The sequence below is a fragment of the Enterobacter sp. RIT418 genome (assembly GCF_003057745.1).
Taxonomy (GTDB): Bacteria; Pseudomonadota; Gammaproteobacteria; order Enterobacterales; family Enterobacteriaceae; genus Enterobacter.
Window position 1 is genome coordinate 17,767 of record NZ_QBJD02000018.1, and the last position, 14,842, is coordinate 32,608.

At 59.1% G+C, this 14,842-nt stretch carries 14 protein-coding genes; 5 read left to right on the forward strand and 9 right to left on the reverse strand.

The window, feature by feature from the left end:
• The first annotated feature begins 332 nt into the window (after positions 1-332).
• Positions 333-665 (forward strand): RcnB family protein, encoded by a 333-nt coding sequence (locus tag DBY73_RS18545; protein WP_112012525.1) that lies wholly within the window; start codon positions 333-335, stop codon positions 663-665.
• A complete protein-coding gene (locus DBY73_RS18550; protein WP_112012526.1) occupies positions 616-1,095 on the forward strand; it encodes a GNAT family N-acetyltransferase in 480 nt (159 codons plus the stop codon). Before DBY73_RS18545 ends, DBY73_RS18550 begins: the two co-directional genes overlap by 50 nt.
• 76 nt (positions 1,096-1,171) lie before the next feature.
• Here the strand turns inward: DBY73_RS18550 and apbC are convergent, their stop codons facing one another.
• Positions 1,172-2,281: an iron-sulfur cluster carrier protein ApbC gene (gene apbC / locus DBY73_RS18555; protein WP_112012527.1), complete on the reverse strand. Its 1,110-nt coding sequence runs from the start codon at positions 2,279-2,281 to the stop codon at positions 1,172-1,174.
• A gap of 137 nt (positions 2,282-2,418) precedes the next feature.
• Between apbC and metG the strand changes: the two genes are divergently transcribed.
• The gene (gene metG, locus DBY73_RS18560; protein WP_112012528.1) at positions 2,419-4,452 is read left to right on the forward strand and encodes a methionine--tRNA ligase; all 2,034 of its coding nucleotides are present in this window, start codon (positions 2,419-2,421) and stop codon (positions 4,450-4,452) included.
• 106 nt (positions 4,453-4,558) lie between these two features.
• Here the strand turns inward: metG and DBY73_RS18565 are convergent, their stop codons facing one another.
• From DBY73_RS18565 to DBY73_RS18575, 3 genes are read right to left on the reverse strand one after another with little or no spacing between them, the layout of a single operon-like run.
• Positions 4,559-5,029, reverse strand: a complete 471-nt coding sequence (locus DBY73_RS18565; RefSeq protein ID WP_112012529.1) for a DUF1456 family protein — start codon at positions 5,027-5,029, stop codon at positions 4,559-4,561.
• A gap of 47 nt (positions 5,030-5,076) precedes the next feature.
• A complete protein-coding gene (btsR, locus tag DBY73_RS18570; protein ID WP_112012530.1) occupies positions 5,077-5,796 on the reverse strand; it encodes a two-component system response regulator BtsR in 720 nt (239 codons plus the stop codon).
• Positions 5,790-7,475, reverse strand: coding sequence for a sensor histidine kinase (locus tag DBY73_RS18575; RefSeq protein WP_112012531.1), 1,686 nt, complete (start codon positions 7,473-7,475; stop codon positions 5,790-5,792). Before DBY73_RS18575 ends, btsR begins: the two co-directional genes overlap by 7 nt.
• 218 nt (positions 7,476-7,693) lie before the next feature.
• On the opposite strand from DBY73_RS18575, the gene mlrA reads away from it, so the two are divergent.
• Together mlrA and DBY73_RS18585 are read left to right on the forward strand one after the other, a co-directional pair.
• Complete coding sequence (mlrA, locus tag DBY73_RS18580; protein ID WP_112012532.1) at positions 7,694-8,434, forward strand: HTH-type transcriptional regulator MlrA; 741 nt, start codon at positions 7,694-7,696, stop codon at positions 8,432-8,434.
• Between the two features lie 69 nt (positions 8,435-8,503).
• Complete coding sequence (locus DBY73_RS18585) at positions 8,504-8,617, forward strand: protein YohO (protein WP_010433613.1); 114 nt, start codon at positions 8,504-8,506, stop codon at positions 8,615-8,617.
• Here the strand turns inward: DBY73_RS18585 and DBY73_RS18590 are convergent.
• The 5 genes from DBY73_RS18590 to bglX all read right to left on the reverse strand — a co-directional run bounded on the left by DBY73_RS18590 (position 8,592) and on the right by bglX (position 14,780).
• Positions 8,592-9,329, reverse strand: coding sequence for an ABC transporter permease (locus DBY73_RS18590; protein ID WP_112012533.1), 738 nt, complete (start codon positions 9,327-9,329; stop codon positions 8,592-8,594). The genes DBY73_RS18585 and DBY73_RS18590 overlap by 26 nt on opposite strands.
• The gene (locus DBY73_RS18595) at positions 9,313-10,263 is read right to left on the reverse strand and encodes an ABC transporter ATP-binding protein (RefSeq protein ID WP_112012534.1); all 951 of its coding nucleotides are present in this window, start codon (positions 10,261-10,263) and stop codon (positions 9,313-9,315) included. The genes DBY73_RS18590 and DBY73_RS18595 overlap by 17 nt, the downstream gene beginning before the upstream one ends.
• Positions 10,256-11,413: an ABC transporter permease gene (locus tag DBY73_RS18600; RefSeq protein ID WP_112012535.1), complete on the reverse strand. Its 1,158-nt coding sequence runs from the start codon at positions 11,411-11,413 to the stop codon at positions 10,256-10,258. Before DBY73_RS18600 ends, DBY73_RS18595 begins: the two co-directional genes overlap by 8 nt.
• Before the next feature lie 12 nt (positions 11,414-11,425).
• Positions 11,426-12,343, reverse strand: coding sequence for an ABC transporter substrate-binding protein (locus DBY73_RS18605; protein WP_112012536.1), 918 nt, complete (start codon positions 12,341-12,343; stop codon positions 11,426-11,428).
• Positions 12,344-12,482: 139 nt separating this feature from the next.
• A complete protein-coding gene (gene bglX / locus DBY73_RS18610) occupies positions 12,483-14,780 on the reverse strand; it encodes a beta-glucosidase BglX (protein WP_112012537.1) in 2,298 nt (765 codons plus the stop codon).
• Positions 14,781-14,842: the final 62 nt, after the last annotated feature.

The following is a 14,842-nucleotide window of genomic DNA, read 5'->3' on the forward strand; positions in this document are numbered from 1 at the left end:
CGCAGGTAATGTTACGAGAAATGCTAATGCGGGGGCTGAATGAAATAACGTCAAACATGTATGACGCGCAATTTTAAGTCTTCTGAACAGGGAATGCATTCGCAATATGATATAATTTCGAACGAGCCGTAATTTTTCAGAATTGATTTATATAACGATAATTCTCATCACAAAAATAGAAGTCATCCATTCAGCAAAATAATACCCAACCCCATAATCGCTACACAAAACCGTCCATTTTTGTTACATTTTTTTCAAACACACTACTGCGTGATACTTAAAATAGGCTCACAGCTGTTCCATCTGTCCGTAACGATTTCACTGGAGAAAAAATGGCTAAGCGCAAACTGCTGCTTCTGGGTGTTCTACTGTCTTTAGCGGGTGCTGCCTGCGCTGCTCCGCAAACGGCGTCCGCCCCTTCCGGCATCAAGGCCTATGAAGAACAAGAGTTCATTGCCGACTTCACCAAATTTAAGATCGGCGATACGGCACCTGCTCAGTACCAGACCCCGGAGTACACCATTAAACAGTACCAGCTGCGCAACCTCCCGGCACCGGATGCGGGTACGCACTGGACCTATATGGGTGAAAACTACGTGTTGATTAGCGATACCGATGGCAAAATTATCAAAGCGTACAACGGAGACATCTTCTATCACCGCTGATAACGTTCGGATCCGCCCGTGGCAAGAGAGCGATCGTCCTTTCCTGCGCACGCTCTACCTGCATGCCCGACGCGACGCCTGGCCGTGGCTGGACGGAGATGAATGGCAGCTTGAGGATTTCGATGCGGCGACCCGCGATGAAGAAATTTGGGTTGCCGTTCAGAACGGGCACCGTCTGGGGTTCGCCTCCGTCTGGATGAACGATAACTTTCTTCACAATCTGTTTATCGATCCGCCGTACCAGCGTCTGGGCGTCGGGCGCTTACTGCTTGAACAGGTGCAGAAGACGTTTACCAGCACGGGGTCACTCAAATGTCTGGTGAAGAACAGGCGGGCTGTGGAATTTTACCAGCGGCACGGCTGGCACATTGAGGCGAAGGGTGATTCTCCGGACGGAGAGTATTATCTGATGCATTACCGCTTGCGTTAACGTCGGGTGGCGCTGCGCTCTGCGATAACCCGACCTACAAAACCGTATTTTGCAGGCCGGGTAAGGCCAAGAGAAATTACACCGCGCGGAAGGCAATTTCACCCGGAATCACTTCGCCCTGCCAGTAAAGCTGCGCCGCAACGCGCCCCGCCAGCTGACGATAGATTTCCGCAAACTCGCTGTCCGGACGGCTCACCACCGTCGGCTTCCCGCTGTCGAGATCTTCACGCAGCGTGATGTGCAGCGGCATCTGGCCCAGCAGCTGAGTGTGGTACTGCGCGGCCAGTTTTTCTGCGCCGCCGGTGCCAAAGATAGGCTCATGGTGTCCGCAGTTGCTGCAAATATGCATGCTCATGTTTTCGACGATGCCGAGGACAGGGACTTCCACCTTCTCAAACATCACGATGCCTTTTTTGGCGTCAATCAGCGCAATGTCCTGCGGCGTTGTCACCACAACCGCGCCCGTCACCGGAATGTTCTGCGCCAGCGTCAGCTGAATGTCACCCGTGCCCGGCGGCATGTCCAGCACCAGATAATCCAGATCCGGCCACAGGGTCTCCTGCAGCATCTGCATCAGCGCTTTGCTGGCCATCGGGCCGCGCCAAACCATGGCGTTATCGTCGGTGACCAGATAGCCAATCGAGTTAGTCGCCAGCCCGTGCGCCATAATCGGCGCCATGTGGGTACCGTCCGGCGACGTTGGGCGCTGGTTTTCCGCGCCCAGCATGTTCGGTACCGACGGGCCGTAAATATCCGCGTCCAGAATACCCACCTTCGCCCCTTCGGCCGCCAGCGCCAGCGCCAGGTTTACCGCGGTGGAGGATTTCCCCACCCCGCCCTTTCCGGAACTGACGGCGATGATGTTCTTCACGCCGTTCACGCCAGGCTGGTTTTTTACGCGCTTGAGCGTGGCAATGCTGTGGCTCAGCTTCCAGTCAATCGCCTTTGCGCCCGTGATGCGCAGCAGCTCAGAGCTGGTTTGCTCTTTCAGGGTATCGAACGCGCTGGCCCAGACGAACGGCATTTGCAGTTCGATGTGCAGCGTATCGTCCATCCACGCCACGTGATGCAGCGCTTTCAGCGCGGTGAGATTGTGCTTCAGGGTTGGGTGCTGAAAATTAGCCAGCGTCCCGGCAACCATTGCTCGTAAAGCTTCCGGTGATTTGGCCTGGGATTGAGAACTCATCCCGACTCCTTTGTTCTTGTGAATAAGACCGTAGATGAACAAGTTTACCTGAAAGGCCGTGGTTTGTGCTTACTTAATAATGCCCCATTTGGTAATATCAAAAACCCTTTTCACTGTTAAAAGAAGTAATGCCTACTATGACTCAAGTCGCGAAAAAAATTCTGGTAACGTGCGCCCTGCCGTACGCCAACGGCTCAATCCACCTCGGCCACATGCTGGAGCATATCCAGGCTGATGTCTGGGTCCGTTACCAGCGAATGCGCGGCCACGAGGTCAACTTCATCTGCGCGGACGATGCCCACGGCACGCCGATCATGCTGAAAGCCCAGCAGCTGGGGATCTCCCCCGAGCAGATGATTGCTGAAATGAGTCAGGAGCATCAGACCGATTTTGCCGGCTTTGACATCAGCTATGACAACTATCACTCCACGCACAGCGATGAGAACCGCGAGCTGTCGGAGCTGATCTACACCCGTCTTAAAGAGAACGGTTTTATTAAAAACCGCACCATCTCTCAGCTGTACGATCCGGAAAAAGGCATGTTCCTGCCGGACCGTTTCGTCAAAGGCACCTGCCCGAAATGTAAATCTCCGGATCAGTACGGCGATAACTGCGAAGTGTGCGGCGCGACCTACAGCCCGACCGAGCTTATTGAGCCGAAGTCCGTGGTGTCCGGCGCGACGCCGGTGATGCGTGACTCCGAGCACTTCTTCTTCGACCTGCCCTCGTTTAGCGAAATGCTGCAGGCGTGGACCCGCAGCGGCGCGCTGCAGGAGCAGGTGGCAAACAAAATGCAGGAGTGGTTCGAATCCGGCCTGCAGCAGTGGGATATCTCCCGCGACGCGCCTTACTTCGGCTTCGAAATCCCGAACGCACCGGGCAAATATTTCTACGTCTGGCTGGACGCGCCAATCGGCTACATGGGTTCCTTCAAGAACCTGTGCGACAAGCGCGGCGACACCGTAAGCTTTGACGAATACTGGAAGAAAGATTCCGACGCCGAGCTGTACCACTTCATCGGCAAAGACATCGTTTACTTCCACAGCCTGTTCTGGCCAGCGATGCTGGAAGGCAGCAACTTCCGTAAGCCAACCAACCTGTTCGTACACGGCTACGTGACGGTGAACGGCGCGAAGATGTCCAAGTCCCGCGGCACGTTCATTAAGGCCAGCACCTGGCTGAACCACTTCGACGCGGACAGCCTGCGCTACTACTACACCGCGAAGCTCTCTTCGCGCATCGACGATATCGACCTCAACCTGGAAGATTTCGTGCAGCGCGTGAACGCGGACATCGTCAACAAGGTGGTTAACCTGGCCTCCCGTAACGCGGGCTTTATCGCCAAGCGTTTCGACGGCGTGCTGTCTGCCGAACTGGCCGATCCTGAGCTGTTCAAAACCTTCACCGACGCCGCCGCTGCGGTTGGCGAAGCCTGGGAAAGCCGCGAGTTCGGCAAGGCGATTCGTGAAATCATGGCGCTGGCTGACGTCGCAAACCGCTACGTTGACGAGCAGGCGCCGTGGATTGTCGCGAAGCAGGAGGGCCGCGACGCTGACCTGCAGGCGATCTGCACCATGGGTCTGAACATGTTCCGCGTGCTGATGACCTGGCTCAAGCCGGTGCTGCCTCAGCTTTCTGAACGTGCTGAAGCGTTCCTGAACACCGAACTGACCTGGGACGCGATCCAGCAGCCGCTGCTCGGCCACAAGGTGAACACCTTCAAGGCGCTGTATAACCGCATCGAGATGAAGCAGGTAGAAGCCCTGGTGGAAGCGTCAAAAGAAGAGGTCAAAGCTGCCGCTGCGCCGGTGACCGGCCCGCTGGCTGACGATCCGATTCAGGAAACCATCACCTTTGATGATTTCGCGAAGGTCGATCTGCGCGTGGCGCTGATTGAGAACGCGGAGTTCGTTGAAGGTTCTGACAAGCTGCTGCGCCTGACGCTGGATCTGGGCGGCGAGAAGCGCAACGTCTTCTCCGGCATCCGCTCAGCCTACCCCGATCCGCAGGTGCTGATTGGTCGTCAGACGGTGATGGTAGCCAACCTGGCGCCGCGTAAAATGCGCTTCGGCATCTCTGAGGGGATGGTGATGGCCGCGGGCCCTGGCGGGAAAGATATCTTCCTGTTAAGCCCTGACGAAGGCGCGAAGCCGGGTCAGCAGGTGAAATAATAAAAAAGCCGGATGCATAATCCGGCTTTTTTAATGGCATTTTGTTTTCTGCCTCTCCCCGTGGGAGAGGGTCGGGTGAGGGCAACAGGCCGCACCCATTCCTTCATTACGCCTTCGCGTTATGAACCCGCTGCGTCAGCCCGCGCAGGAAATAGCGCAGAAACTGATCGCCGCACTCGCGGTAGTTTTTATGGTCCGGCGCGCGCATCATGGCGGTGATTTCCGGCATCGAGACGCGGAATTTTTGTTGGGTCATCATCGCCAGGATATCGTCAGTTTTCAGTGAAAACGCAATGCGCAGCTTTTTCAGCACCGTGTTGTTATTCACGCGGCGCTCGAGCGCAAGCTCCGGCGCGGAGTCATCTTTGCCGCGCTTGTCGTAGATAAGCCCGTTCAGAAAGCCGGACAGGATAATATCCGGGCAACGAACAAAGCCCTCTTCATCTTCTTTGGTCGTCCAGGTATCAAAACTCGCGGACGTGGACTCCATGTCGGAAAGCGCAAGAATACGCACCATGTCGTTGTTGTTGGCTTTCAGGGTGTAGCGCAGGCTACGAAGTATGTCGTTACTCAGCATGTGTGCCTTTATCTGTCGATGATGCAATGGCGCGCAGTGTACCAGTTTTACAGGCCGATCGCCTCTTTCAAACTTTTCAGATAGCGGCGGCTAACCGGCACCGTCTGTCCCGCGCGCAGCACCAGCTCGGCCTGCCCGTTTTCTTCCAGCCGAATTTCCTTCAGGTGCGCCATGTTCACCAGATACTGACGATGGCAGCGGATAAGCGGCGTGCGGCTTTCGAGCGTGCGCAGCGTCAGCTCGGTGAAACCTTCATTCCCTTCGGCGCTGGTCACGTAGACGCCGCTCAGGCGGCTGCTGACGAACGCCACGTCGTCCATCTGCAACAGGTAAATACGGCTGTGCCCGGTGCACGGAATGAACTTGAGCGGCTGCTGGTTTTCCGGCAGCAGCGTAACGTCCTGCACGGAGCGCTCCTGGCGCAGGCGGTTGAGCGTTTTGTCCAGCCGCTGCTCTTCAATCGGCTTGAGCAGATAGTCGAACGCATGCTCCTCGAACGCCTTCACGGCGTATTCGTCGAACGCCGTCAGAAAAACGATATACGGCCGGTGCTCCGGGTCAAGCATGCCGACCATCTCCAGCCCGCTGATGCGCGGCATCTGGATGTCGAGAAACAGCACGTCCGGGCGCAGCTTGTGTACCGCCCCGATGGCCTCGATGGCGTTTGCGCACTCACCCACCACCTCGATATCACGCTGCTCCTGCAACAGCACGCGCAGGTTTTCTCGTGCCAACGGCTCGTCATCCACAATCAGCACTCTCAGCATGCGTTTTCCTCCAGCGGCAGTCGTAAGGTAATGCGGGTAAAGCGGTCCGGCTCGCAGGCAACGGCAATGCCACACCCGTCGCCAAAGTGGGCGCGCAGGCGCTTGTCCACCAGGCTCATGCCTAAGCCTCCGGAACCGGTGGGCTCATAAAGCCCGGCGTTATCCTCAATATCCAGCACAAGATGGTGGTTAAACCGGCTGGCGGAAATGGATATCTCCCCTGTCCCCAGCAGCTGCGAGGTGCCGTGCTTGATGGCGTTTTCCACAATCGGCTGCAGGGTAAAGGCCGGAAGATGCTGGTACGCCAGCTCGTCCGGTACGGATAAGGACACCTGCAGGCGCGACTGAAAGCGCGCCTTCTCAATCTGCAGGTAGGCATTGACGTGTTCAATCTCATCGGCCAGGGTCACGATCTCCGACGGGCGCTTGAGGTTTTTTCGGAAAAACGTCGACAGGAACTGCACCAGCTGGGCCGCCTGATCGCTGTCGCGACGAATCACCGCCTTCAGCGTATTCAGCGCGTTGAACAGAAAATGCGGGTTAACCTGCGCGTGCAGCAGCTTAATCTCTGACTGGGTCAGCAGCGCCTTCTGCCGCTCGTACTGGCCGGCCAGAATTTGCGCCGACAGCAGCTGCGCGATCCCCTCTCCCAGGGTGCGGTTGATGGAGCTGAACAGCCGGTTTTTCGGCTCATACAGCTTGATGGTGCCCATCACCCGCTGGTTTTCACCGCGCAGGGGAATGACCAGCGTTGAGCCAAGCTTGCACTGCGGATGCAGCGAGCAGCGGTACGGCACTTCATTGCCGTCGGCGTAAACCACCTCGCCCGTTTCAATGGCGCGCAGCGTGTAGGCGGACGAAATGGGCTTGCCGGGTAAATGGTGATCGTCGCCGGTGCCGGTAAAGGCCAGCAGCTTTTCGCGATCGGTTATTGCTACCGCACCGATATCCAGCTCCTTATACAGCACCTGCGCCACCTTCATGCTGTTCTCTTCATTGAAGCCCTGGCGCAGTATCCCTTCCGTCGACGCAGCCACCTTCAGCGCCGTGGCGGAAAATGCCGAGGTGTATTTCTCAAACATCGCGCGCTTGTCGAGCAGAATACGCATAAACAGCGCGGCGCCGACGGTATTGGTCACCATCATCGGCGCGGCAATGTTGCTGACCAGATGAAGGGCATCTTCAAACGGACGGGCAATCAGCAGGATGATCGCCATCTGCGCCATCTCGGCCACAAAGGTAATCGCCCCCGCGGTGATCGGGCTAAACACCTTGTCCGGGCGGCCGCGCTTGATCATGTAGCTGTGAACCAGCCCGCCGAGCAGCCCTTCGACGATCGTCGAAATCATGCAGCTGAGCGCCGTCATGCCGCCCATCGAGTAACGGTGCAGGCCACCCGTCAGGCCGACAAGCCCGCCCACGACGGGGCCACCGAGCAGCCCGCCCATGACCGCGCCTATCGCGCGCGTGTTGGCAATGGAATCTTCGATATGGAGACCAAAGTACGTCCCCATAATGCAGAAAATAGAGAAGGTTACGTAGCAAAGCAGCTTGTGCGGTAAACGAACGGTAACCTGCATCAGCGGAATAAACAGGCGCGTTTTGCTCATCAGCCAGGCAATGACCAGAAACACGCACATCTGCTGAAGCAACAGCAGCACCAGATTGAACTCGTACATACTCGGGAACCGCACCTTCTAAAAACGCGTAACATACACTGAAGGGGGAAAACTTTCTTTGAAGCAGTCCAAAAAAGCTGAAATTCGTGTCCGCTATCACATCTTTTGCCGAACATCGCGCACGCTTCGTATAATTTGTACAAAAAAGAATCAATTCTTCCTGGTTCGGCAAAGTGGGTCTACAGTTAAGCTGGGGACGCGCAGGCCAGGGGGCGAATATGGCGCTTTACACGATAGGTGAAGTGGCACTCCTTTGTGATATCAATCCCGTCACGCTCAGGGCGTGGCAGCGGCGGTATGGATTACTCAAGCCGCAGCGAACGGACGGCGGACATCGCCTTTTCAATGATGCCGATATCGACAGGATCCGGGAAATCAAAAGCTGGATCGATAACGGCGTGCAGGTAGGCAAAGTGAAATCCCTGCTCTGCCAGGACGATCCCGACACGCAGCGCGTCTGGCGCGAACAGCAAGAAACCCTGCTGCGCCTTCTGCAGGCCGGTAACCTGCAGCGCCTGCGCGCCTGGATTAAGGAGCAAGGGCGCGATCACCCGGCGCAAACGCTGATCGTACAGCTTTTTATTCCCTTACGCCGCCGCCTCCAGTGCCAGCAGTCCACGCTGCAGGCGCTCCTGAGCATGCTCGACGGCGTGCTTATCAACTATATTTCGGTCTGCCTGGCCTCCGCGCGAAACAAGAGCGGAAAAGATGCGCTGGTGGTCGGCTGGAACATTCACGACACCACCCGCCTGTGGCTTGAAGCGTGGATCGCCACCCAAAAAGGCTGGCGTGTCGACGTGCTGGCCCATTCGCTCGCCCAGCTGCGGCCCGAGTTTTTTGACGGCCAGACGCTGCTGGTCTGGTGTGGCGAGGTTCCCACCGCCTCCCAGCAACAGCTGCTGGCCGAGTGGCGGGAGAATGGCTATCCGGTTTACGCCCTGGGGCCGGATGAGTCGTAACGGCATTTAATGGTTCATTAACAGCTGCGCTTCACCGTATAATTGTTCCGTTAACAACAGGAGCACATGATGAAGGCAACCAAACTGGCCGTAATTACCCTTTTCGTTCTGATGGCCGTAAGCGGCATTGGCGGCGTCATGCTGGCGGGCTACTCGTTTATTGTTCGCGGCGGTGTCGGCTGAGATACGCGGCCAATCGTTCGAACAGGCGGTCGACGACGATCGCCGCCAGCGCCACCAAAATCGCCCCCTGCAGAATATAGGCCGTATTAAACCCGCTCAGGCCGATAATAATCGGCGTGCCCAGGGTGTTTGCCCCCACCGTTGACGCGATAGTCGCCGTGCCAATGTTGATAATGACCGACGTGCGGATCCCCGCGATAATGACCGGCGCGGCGAGCGGCAGCTCAACTTTCCACAGCCGCTGGCGGGCGCTCATCCCGACCCCTTCGGCCACGCTCAGCACGGACGGCGGTACCGCCGCTATCCCGGCCAGCGTCCCCTGTAAAATGGGCAGTACGCCGTAGAGAATCAGCGCGACAAGCGCCGGCTCCTGACCAAAGCCCATGACCGGTACCGCAATCGCCAGCACCGCCACGGGGGGAAACGTCTGCCCCATCGCGGCGATGGTCTCGACCAGCGGACGAAATTCCCTGCCCTGCGGCCGCGTGACCGCAATTCCGGCGCCCACGCCGAGCAAAATGGCCATCATGCTGGAGAGTGATACCAGCCAGAAATGGGCCAGCGTCAGGTTAACGAAGCTCTCCTGCTGATAAACCGGGCGCGGCAGCCCGGGAAAGAGCGCGCTAAACAGCCCCGCGCTGTGCGGCATCAGAAACAGCAGGGCAACAAAAAGGCCAATCAGCCAAAGCAACGGATCACGCGCCCACTTCACCCGCCACCTCCCCTGTCAGCAGATCGCGAAAGTGCAGCGCCCCGCAGGTCACGCCCTGCTCGTTTGCCACGGGCAGCACCTCGCACCGTCGGGCGACAAACGCTGATAGGGCATCGCGCAGGCTCATCTGCGCCCGTAGCGGCTCTCCCGCCACCGCCTCGCTTTGCGAGCGCATATACTCCCCGACGGTTCTCAGGGAGAGCAGCCGGACGCCCAGCTCGCTGCGGCCAAAAAATTCGCGCACAAAATCGTTTGCCGGGTGCGTTAGCAGCTCAAGCGGCGAGCCCTGCTGCACCACCTCCCCCTGGTCCATCAGGATCAGGCGATCGCCCAGGCGCAGCGCCTCGTCAATGTCGTGCGTGACCAGCACAATCGTGCGCCCAAGGATGCGGTGAATGCGCGTCATCTCGGCCTGGAGCGCGCCGCGCGTGACCGGATCGAGCGCGCCAAACGGCTCATCCATCAGCAGCACCTGAGGGTTCGCGGCCAGCGCGCGCGCCACGCCCACGCGCTGCTGCTGCCCGCCCGAAAGCTGGTGCGGGTAGCGGTCGCGCAGCGCAGGCTCCAGCCCCAGCAGCGCCATCAATTCGTCCACGCGCTCCTGAATCCTGGCCTTCGTCCATTTTTCCAGCTGCAGCACGGTGGCGATATTCTGCGCGACCGTCCAGTGGGGGAAGAGGCCGATGGACTGAATGGCGTACCCCATGCGGCGGCGCAGCTCCAGCACCGGCAGGCTGCGGATCTCTTCGCCGGCAAAGCGGATCTGGCCGCTGTCGTGTTCCACCAGCCGGTTGATCATCTTCAGCGTGGTCGATTTACCCGAACCGGAGGTGCCAATGAGCACGGAGAAAGCCCCTTCCGCAAAGTGAAGGTTCAGGTGGCTTGCCGCCGGGCGGCCCGCGAAGGTTTTACTGACATCATGAAATTCAATCATTGGCGCTTCTCCTGAGCAGGGCGAGCCACAAGGCAAACAGCGCATCCAGCACGACCGCCAGCGCGATGGTGGGCACTACGCCCAGTAATACCAGGTCCAGCGCGCTGCTGAGCAAGCCCTGGAAGACGAGCGCGCCAAAACCTCCCGCGCCTATCAGCGCGGCGATAACCGCCATGCCGACGGTTTGCACGGTGACCACGCGCAGGCTGCGGACCAGCAGCGGCAGCGCGAGCGGAAGCTGGATTTTCCAGAAGCACTGGCGCGCGCTCATGCCCATCGCGTGGGCGCTTTCCAGCACGTCCGGGGCCACCTGGCCTAGCCCCGCCACCACGCCGCGCACCAGCGGCAGCAGCGCGTAAAGCACCAGGGCGATAAGCGCAGGCGTGAGTCCGGTTCCGGCTACGCCTAGCGATCCCAGCACGGGAAAGGACTTTACCAGCCCCGCGAGCGGCGCAATCAGCAGGCCAAACAGCGCAACGGAGGGAATGGTCTGGATGATGTTCAGCACGGTAAATACGCTGCCCTGCCGCGAGGGATGCCGGTAACACCACATCCCCAGCGGCACGCCGATCAGCAGCGCGGGGAAAAGCGTACCGAGCAGAATGGTTACATGCTGCGCCAGCGCGTCGTCGAACACCTCCTGGCGGTTGGCGTACTCCTTGAGCAGGGAAAGCGCGTTCAGCTCGCCGCTGAACAGCAGCGCAAGCGGCAGGATCCAGATCTGGGCGTTTAGCACCCAGCGCCAGGCGGGCATCGTTACCAGGCGGCGAATCGCGTCGCTGCACGCCAGAAGGCACAGAGCGAGCCAGAGCCACAGGCCGCTGCCAACCGAGGTTCGCGCAAGCGGGCTTTCCGCCGAGGCCATGTGCGTAGCCGCCAGCCCGGCGCTCCAGAACAGGGTAACAAAGAGGAGCTCACAGAGGATAAGCGTCAGCCACAGGGCGGCGCGTCCCGGCAGGAGCGACAGCGCGATCGCTGCCGCCAGCGACATCACGATGGCGACCGGCATGAACGGCCAAATCTCCCACAGCAGGCGCGGTTCGCCCGAGACCAGACGATTGGGCGCAACGTTTACAAACGGAAGCGCGACGGCTGCCGCGGCCACGCAGGCCAGCAGCAGCAGTACGCGATTATGACATTTTATTGGCACAGCCTTTCCCTGTTACTTCACGAGCCCTTGCTGCTTCAGGAAGTCGGCGGCCACTTTTTTGGCGTCCAGCCCCTCAACGGCAATGCTGGCATTCAGCTGCTGCAGCGTTTTCTCATCCAGCTTTTCGAAAACCGGCTTGAGCCATTTATCCATGTCGGGATAGGCTTTCAGCACCGCTTCGCGCACCACCGGTGCCGGAGCATAGATCGGCTGAACGCCTTTCGGATCGCTCAGCGTTTGCAGCCCCAGCGCCGCTACGGGGCCGTCGGTGCCGTAGGCCATCGCGGCGTTCACGCCGGAGGTTTTCTGCGCCGCGGCTTTGATGGTGACCGCCGTGTCGCCCCCGGCCAGCGAAAGCAGCTGCGACTGATCAAGCTTGAAATCGTAGGCTTTTTCAAAGGCAGGCAGCGCGTCGGGGCGCTCGATAAACTCGGCAGAGGCGGCAAGCTTAAAGTCGCCCTTCTCTTTCAGATAGCGGCTCAGATCCTCCAGCGAAACCAGCTTGCCCTTCTCGGCGAGGTCTTTACGCACCGCAATGGTCCAGGTGTTGTTGGCCGGCGCAGGCGTGAGCCAGACCAGCTTGTTCTGCTCGGCGTCGAGCTTTTTGACCTTCTCATAGCCGGCTTTGGCATTTTTCCATGCCGCATCGTTTTCATCCTTGAAGAAGAATGCGCCGTTGCCGGTATATTCCGGGTAGATGTCCAGCTCGCCGGAGGTGATTGCGCCGCGCACCACGGGCGTTGTCCCCAGCTGTACCTTATTGATCGTTTTCACCCCGTGGCTTTCAAGCACCTGCAGGATGATATTGCCCAGCAGCGCCCCTTCGGTATCAATCTTTGAGCCCACCTTCACCGGCTCCGCTGCCTGTAAAGGCAGGCTTAGCGCCGCCAGCAGCACCGCTGAGCCTACTATCCCCTTTGAAATCGTCATCTACTTTCCTCAGTTTTGCCGCCTTTTTCAGAGGCTTGAAAGAAAAGCGTAGCTTAAAACGGCAGGTTTAACCGTCAAAATGCCTTTTTAGCATAAGGTAAGAGGCATCCCCCGGAGCCGGGGGATGCGGGGGAGGAGATTACAGCAGCTCGAACTCGCCTTTGTTGACGCGCGCGGAGTCCACGCCGATAAAGACGTTGAATTTGCCCGGCTCGGCGTCGTACTTCATCTGCTGGTTCCAGAACTTCAGCGCGTTCACGTCAATCGGGAAAGTGACGGTTTTGGTTTCGCCCGGCTTGAGCGTGACCTTATCAAAGCCGCGCAGCTGCTTGACCGGACGGCTCATCGACGCCGTCACGTCCTGAACGTACATCTGAATGACCGTGGCCCCCTCGCGTTTGCCGGTGTTGGTCACCTCCACGCTGGCGGTCACGTTACCGTCACGCTTCATGGTCGGCGCAGACATTTTCACCTCCGAGACCTTGAAGGTGGTGTAGCTCAGGCCGTAACCAAACGGATACAGCGGACCGTTCGCTTCATCAAAGTAGCGCGAAGTGTACTTGTTCGGCTTGTCGGCGTTGTACGGACGGCCGGTGTTCAGGTGGCTGTAGTACACCGGGATCTGCCCGACGGAGCGCGGGAAGGACATCGGCAGCTTGCCGGACGGGTTGTAATCGCCGAACAGCACGTCGGCAATGGCGTTGCCGCCTTCGGTGCCCGCAAACCAGGTTTCAAGAATCGCGTCGGCCTGCTGGTCTTCTTTCACCAGCGCCAGCGGACGGCCGTTCATCAGCACCAGCACCAGCGGCTTGCCGGTGGCCTTCAGGGCCGCAATCAGGTCGCGCTGGCTCTGCGGAATGGTGATATCGGTACGGCTGGACGCTTCGTGCGCCATGCCCTGCGCTTCGCCCACCACGGCAACCACCACGTCAGACTGCTTCGCGGCGCTGACAGCCTCGTCGATCATCTCTTTTGGCGAGCGTGGGTCAACCTTAACCGCCTCTTCGTACTGGTTGAGGAAGGTGACGATATCGTTATCGTCTGTGACGTTCGCGCCCTTGGCGTAAACCACTTTCGCGTTTTCACCCACGGCGTCTTTGATGCCGGTCAGCACGGTGACGGACTGATCGGCCACGCCCGCGGCGGACCAGCTGCCCATCACGTCGCGCTTGCTGTCGGCCAGCGGGCCTACGACGGCAATGGTGCCGGACTTTTTCAGCGGCAGCGTGTCAAGACGGTTTTTCAGCAGCACCAGGCTTTCACGCGCCACCTCGCGCGCCTCTTTGCGGTGCAGGCGGCTTTCGGCGTTGGTGTCCGCCGGGTCAGACTCTTTTGGCCCCAGGTGGCTGTACGGATCGTTAAACAGCCCCATGTCGTATTTCACGTTCAGCACGTGGCGGGTCGCGTCGTCCAGCTCCGCCATCGTCACCTTGCCGCTCTTCACCAGGCCCGGCAGGTATTTGCTGTAGTATTCGTCGCTCATGCTCATGTTGATGCCGGACTTGAGCGCCACGCGCACCGCGTCTTCCGGGTCGGAGGCGGTGCCGTGCTTGATCAGCTCTTTGATCGCACCGTGATCCGAGACGGTAATGCCCTTAAAGCCCCACTGGTCGCGCAACACGTCTTTCAGCAGCCACGAATCGGAGGTCGCCGGCGTGCCGTTCAGCGAGTTCAGCGCCACCATCACCGCGCCGCTCCCCGCGTCCAGCCCCGCCTTGTACGGCGGCATGTAGTCGTTGAACAGGCGCTGCGGGCTCATGTCGACGGTGTTGTACTCTTTACCGCCCTCCACCGCGCCGTAGGCCGCAAAGTGCTTAACGCTGGTCATCACCGAGTAGCGGTCCGCCGGGCTTTTGCCCTGCATCGCTTCCACCATGGTTTTGCCCATCGTGGCCGTTAAATACGTGTCTTCGCCAAAGCCCTCCGAGGCGCGGCCCCAGCGCGGATCGCGGGAGACATCCACCATCGGCGCCCAGGTCATGTTCAGGCCGTCGTCCGCCGCTTCATAGGCGGAAACGCGCCCGACGGTTTTGACCGCGTCGAGGTTAAAGGAAGAGGCTAAACCGAGGCTAATCGGGAAAACGGTACGCTGCCCGTGCAGCACGTCGTAGGCGAAGAAGAGAGGAATTTTCAGGCGGCTGAGCGCCATCGCCTGATCCTGCATTTTGCGGATATCCTGGCGGGTAACGGTGTTAAAGATCGCGCCCACCTGACTTTCTTTGATCATCTCCCGGATGGCCTCTTTCGGGTTGTCCGGGCCGACGCTGATAAGACGCAGCTGGCCGATTTTCTCATCGACCGTCATTTTCTTGAGCAATTCCGTGACGAACGCGTCCCGGGCTTCAGGCGTAAGCGGGTGATTGCCAAACATATCATCTGCCAGCGCGGGCTGCAGCGCCAGGCTGACGGCGACACCTACAGAACATATCCATTTCATGTCGTTTTACTCTCTCATCATTAACCGCCGGAAGAACGCCACCGGACCGTGCGAAAAGCGCA

Coding starts and splice junctions, on each gene's coding strand:
- DBY73_RS18545 (WP_112012525.1), top strand. CDS start 333: ATGGCTAAGCGCAAACTGCTGCTTCTGGGTGTTCTACTGTCTTTAGCG.
- DBY73_RS18550 (WP_112012526.1), top strand. CDS start 616: ATGGCAAAATTATCAAAGCGTACAACGGAGACATCTTCTATCACCGCT.
- apbC (WP_112012527.1), bottom strand. CDS start 2,281: ATGAGTTCTCAATCCCAGGCCAAATCACCGGAAGCTTTACGAGCAATG.
- metG (WP_112012528.1), top strand. CDS start 2,419: ATGACTCAAGTCGCGAAAAAAATTCTGGTAACGTGCGCCCTGCCGTAC.
- DBY73_RS18565 (WP_112012529.1), bottom strand. CDS start 5,029: ATGCTGAGTAACGACATACTTCGTAGCCTGCGCTACACCCTGAAAGCC.
- btsR (WP_112012530.1), bottom strand. CDS start 5,796: ATGCTGAGAGTGCTGATTGTGGATGACGAGCCGTTGGCACGAGAAAAC.
- DBY73_RS18575 (WP_112012531.1), bottom strand. CDS start 7,475: ATGTACGAGTTCAATCTGGTGCTGCTGTTGCTTCAGCAGATGTGCGTG.
- mlrA (WP_112012532.1), top strand. CDS start 7,694: ATGGCGCTTTACACGATAGGTGAAGTGGCACTCCTTTGTGATATCAAT.
- DBY73_RS18585 (WP_010433613.1), top strand. CDS start 8,504: ATGAAGGCAACCAAACTGGCCGTAATTACCCTTTTCGTTCTGATGGCC.
- DBY73_RS18595 (WP_112012534.1), bottom strand. CDS start 10,263: ATGATTGAATTTCATGATGTCAGTAAAACCTTCGCGGGCCGCCCGGCG.
- DBY73_RS18605 (WP_112012536.1), bottom strand. CDS start 12,343: ATGACGATTTCAAAGGGGATAGTAGGCTCAGCGGTGCTGCTGGCGGCG.
- bglX (WP_112012537.1), bottom strand. CDS start 14,780: ATGAAATGGATATGTTCTGTAGGTGTCGCCGTCAGCCTGGCGCTGCAG.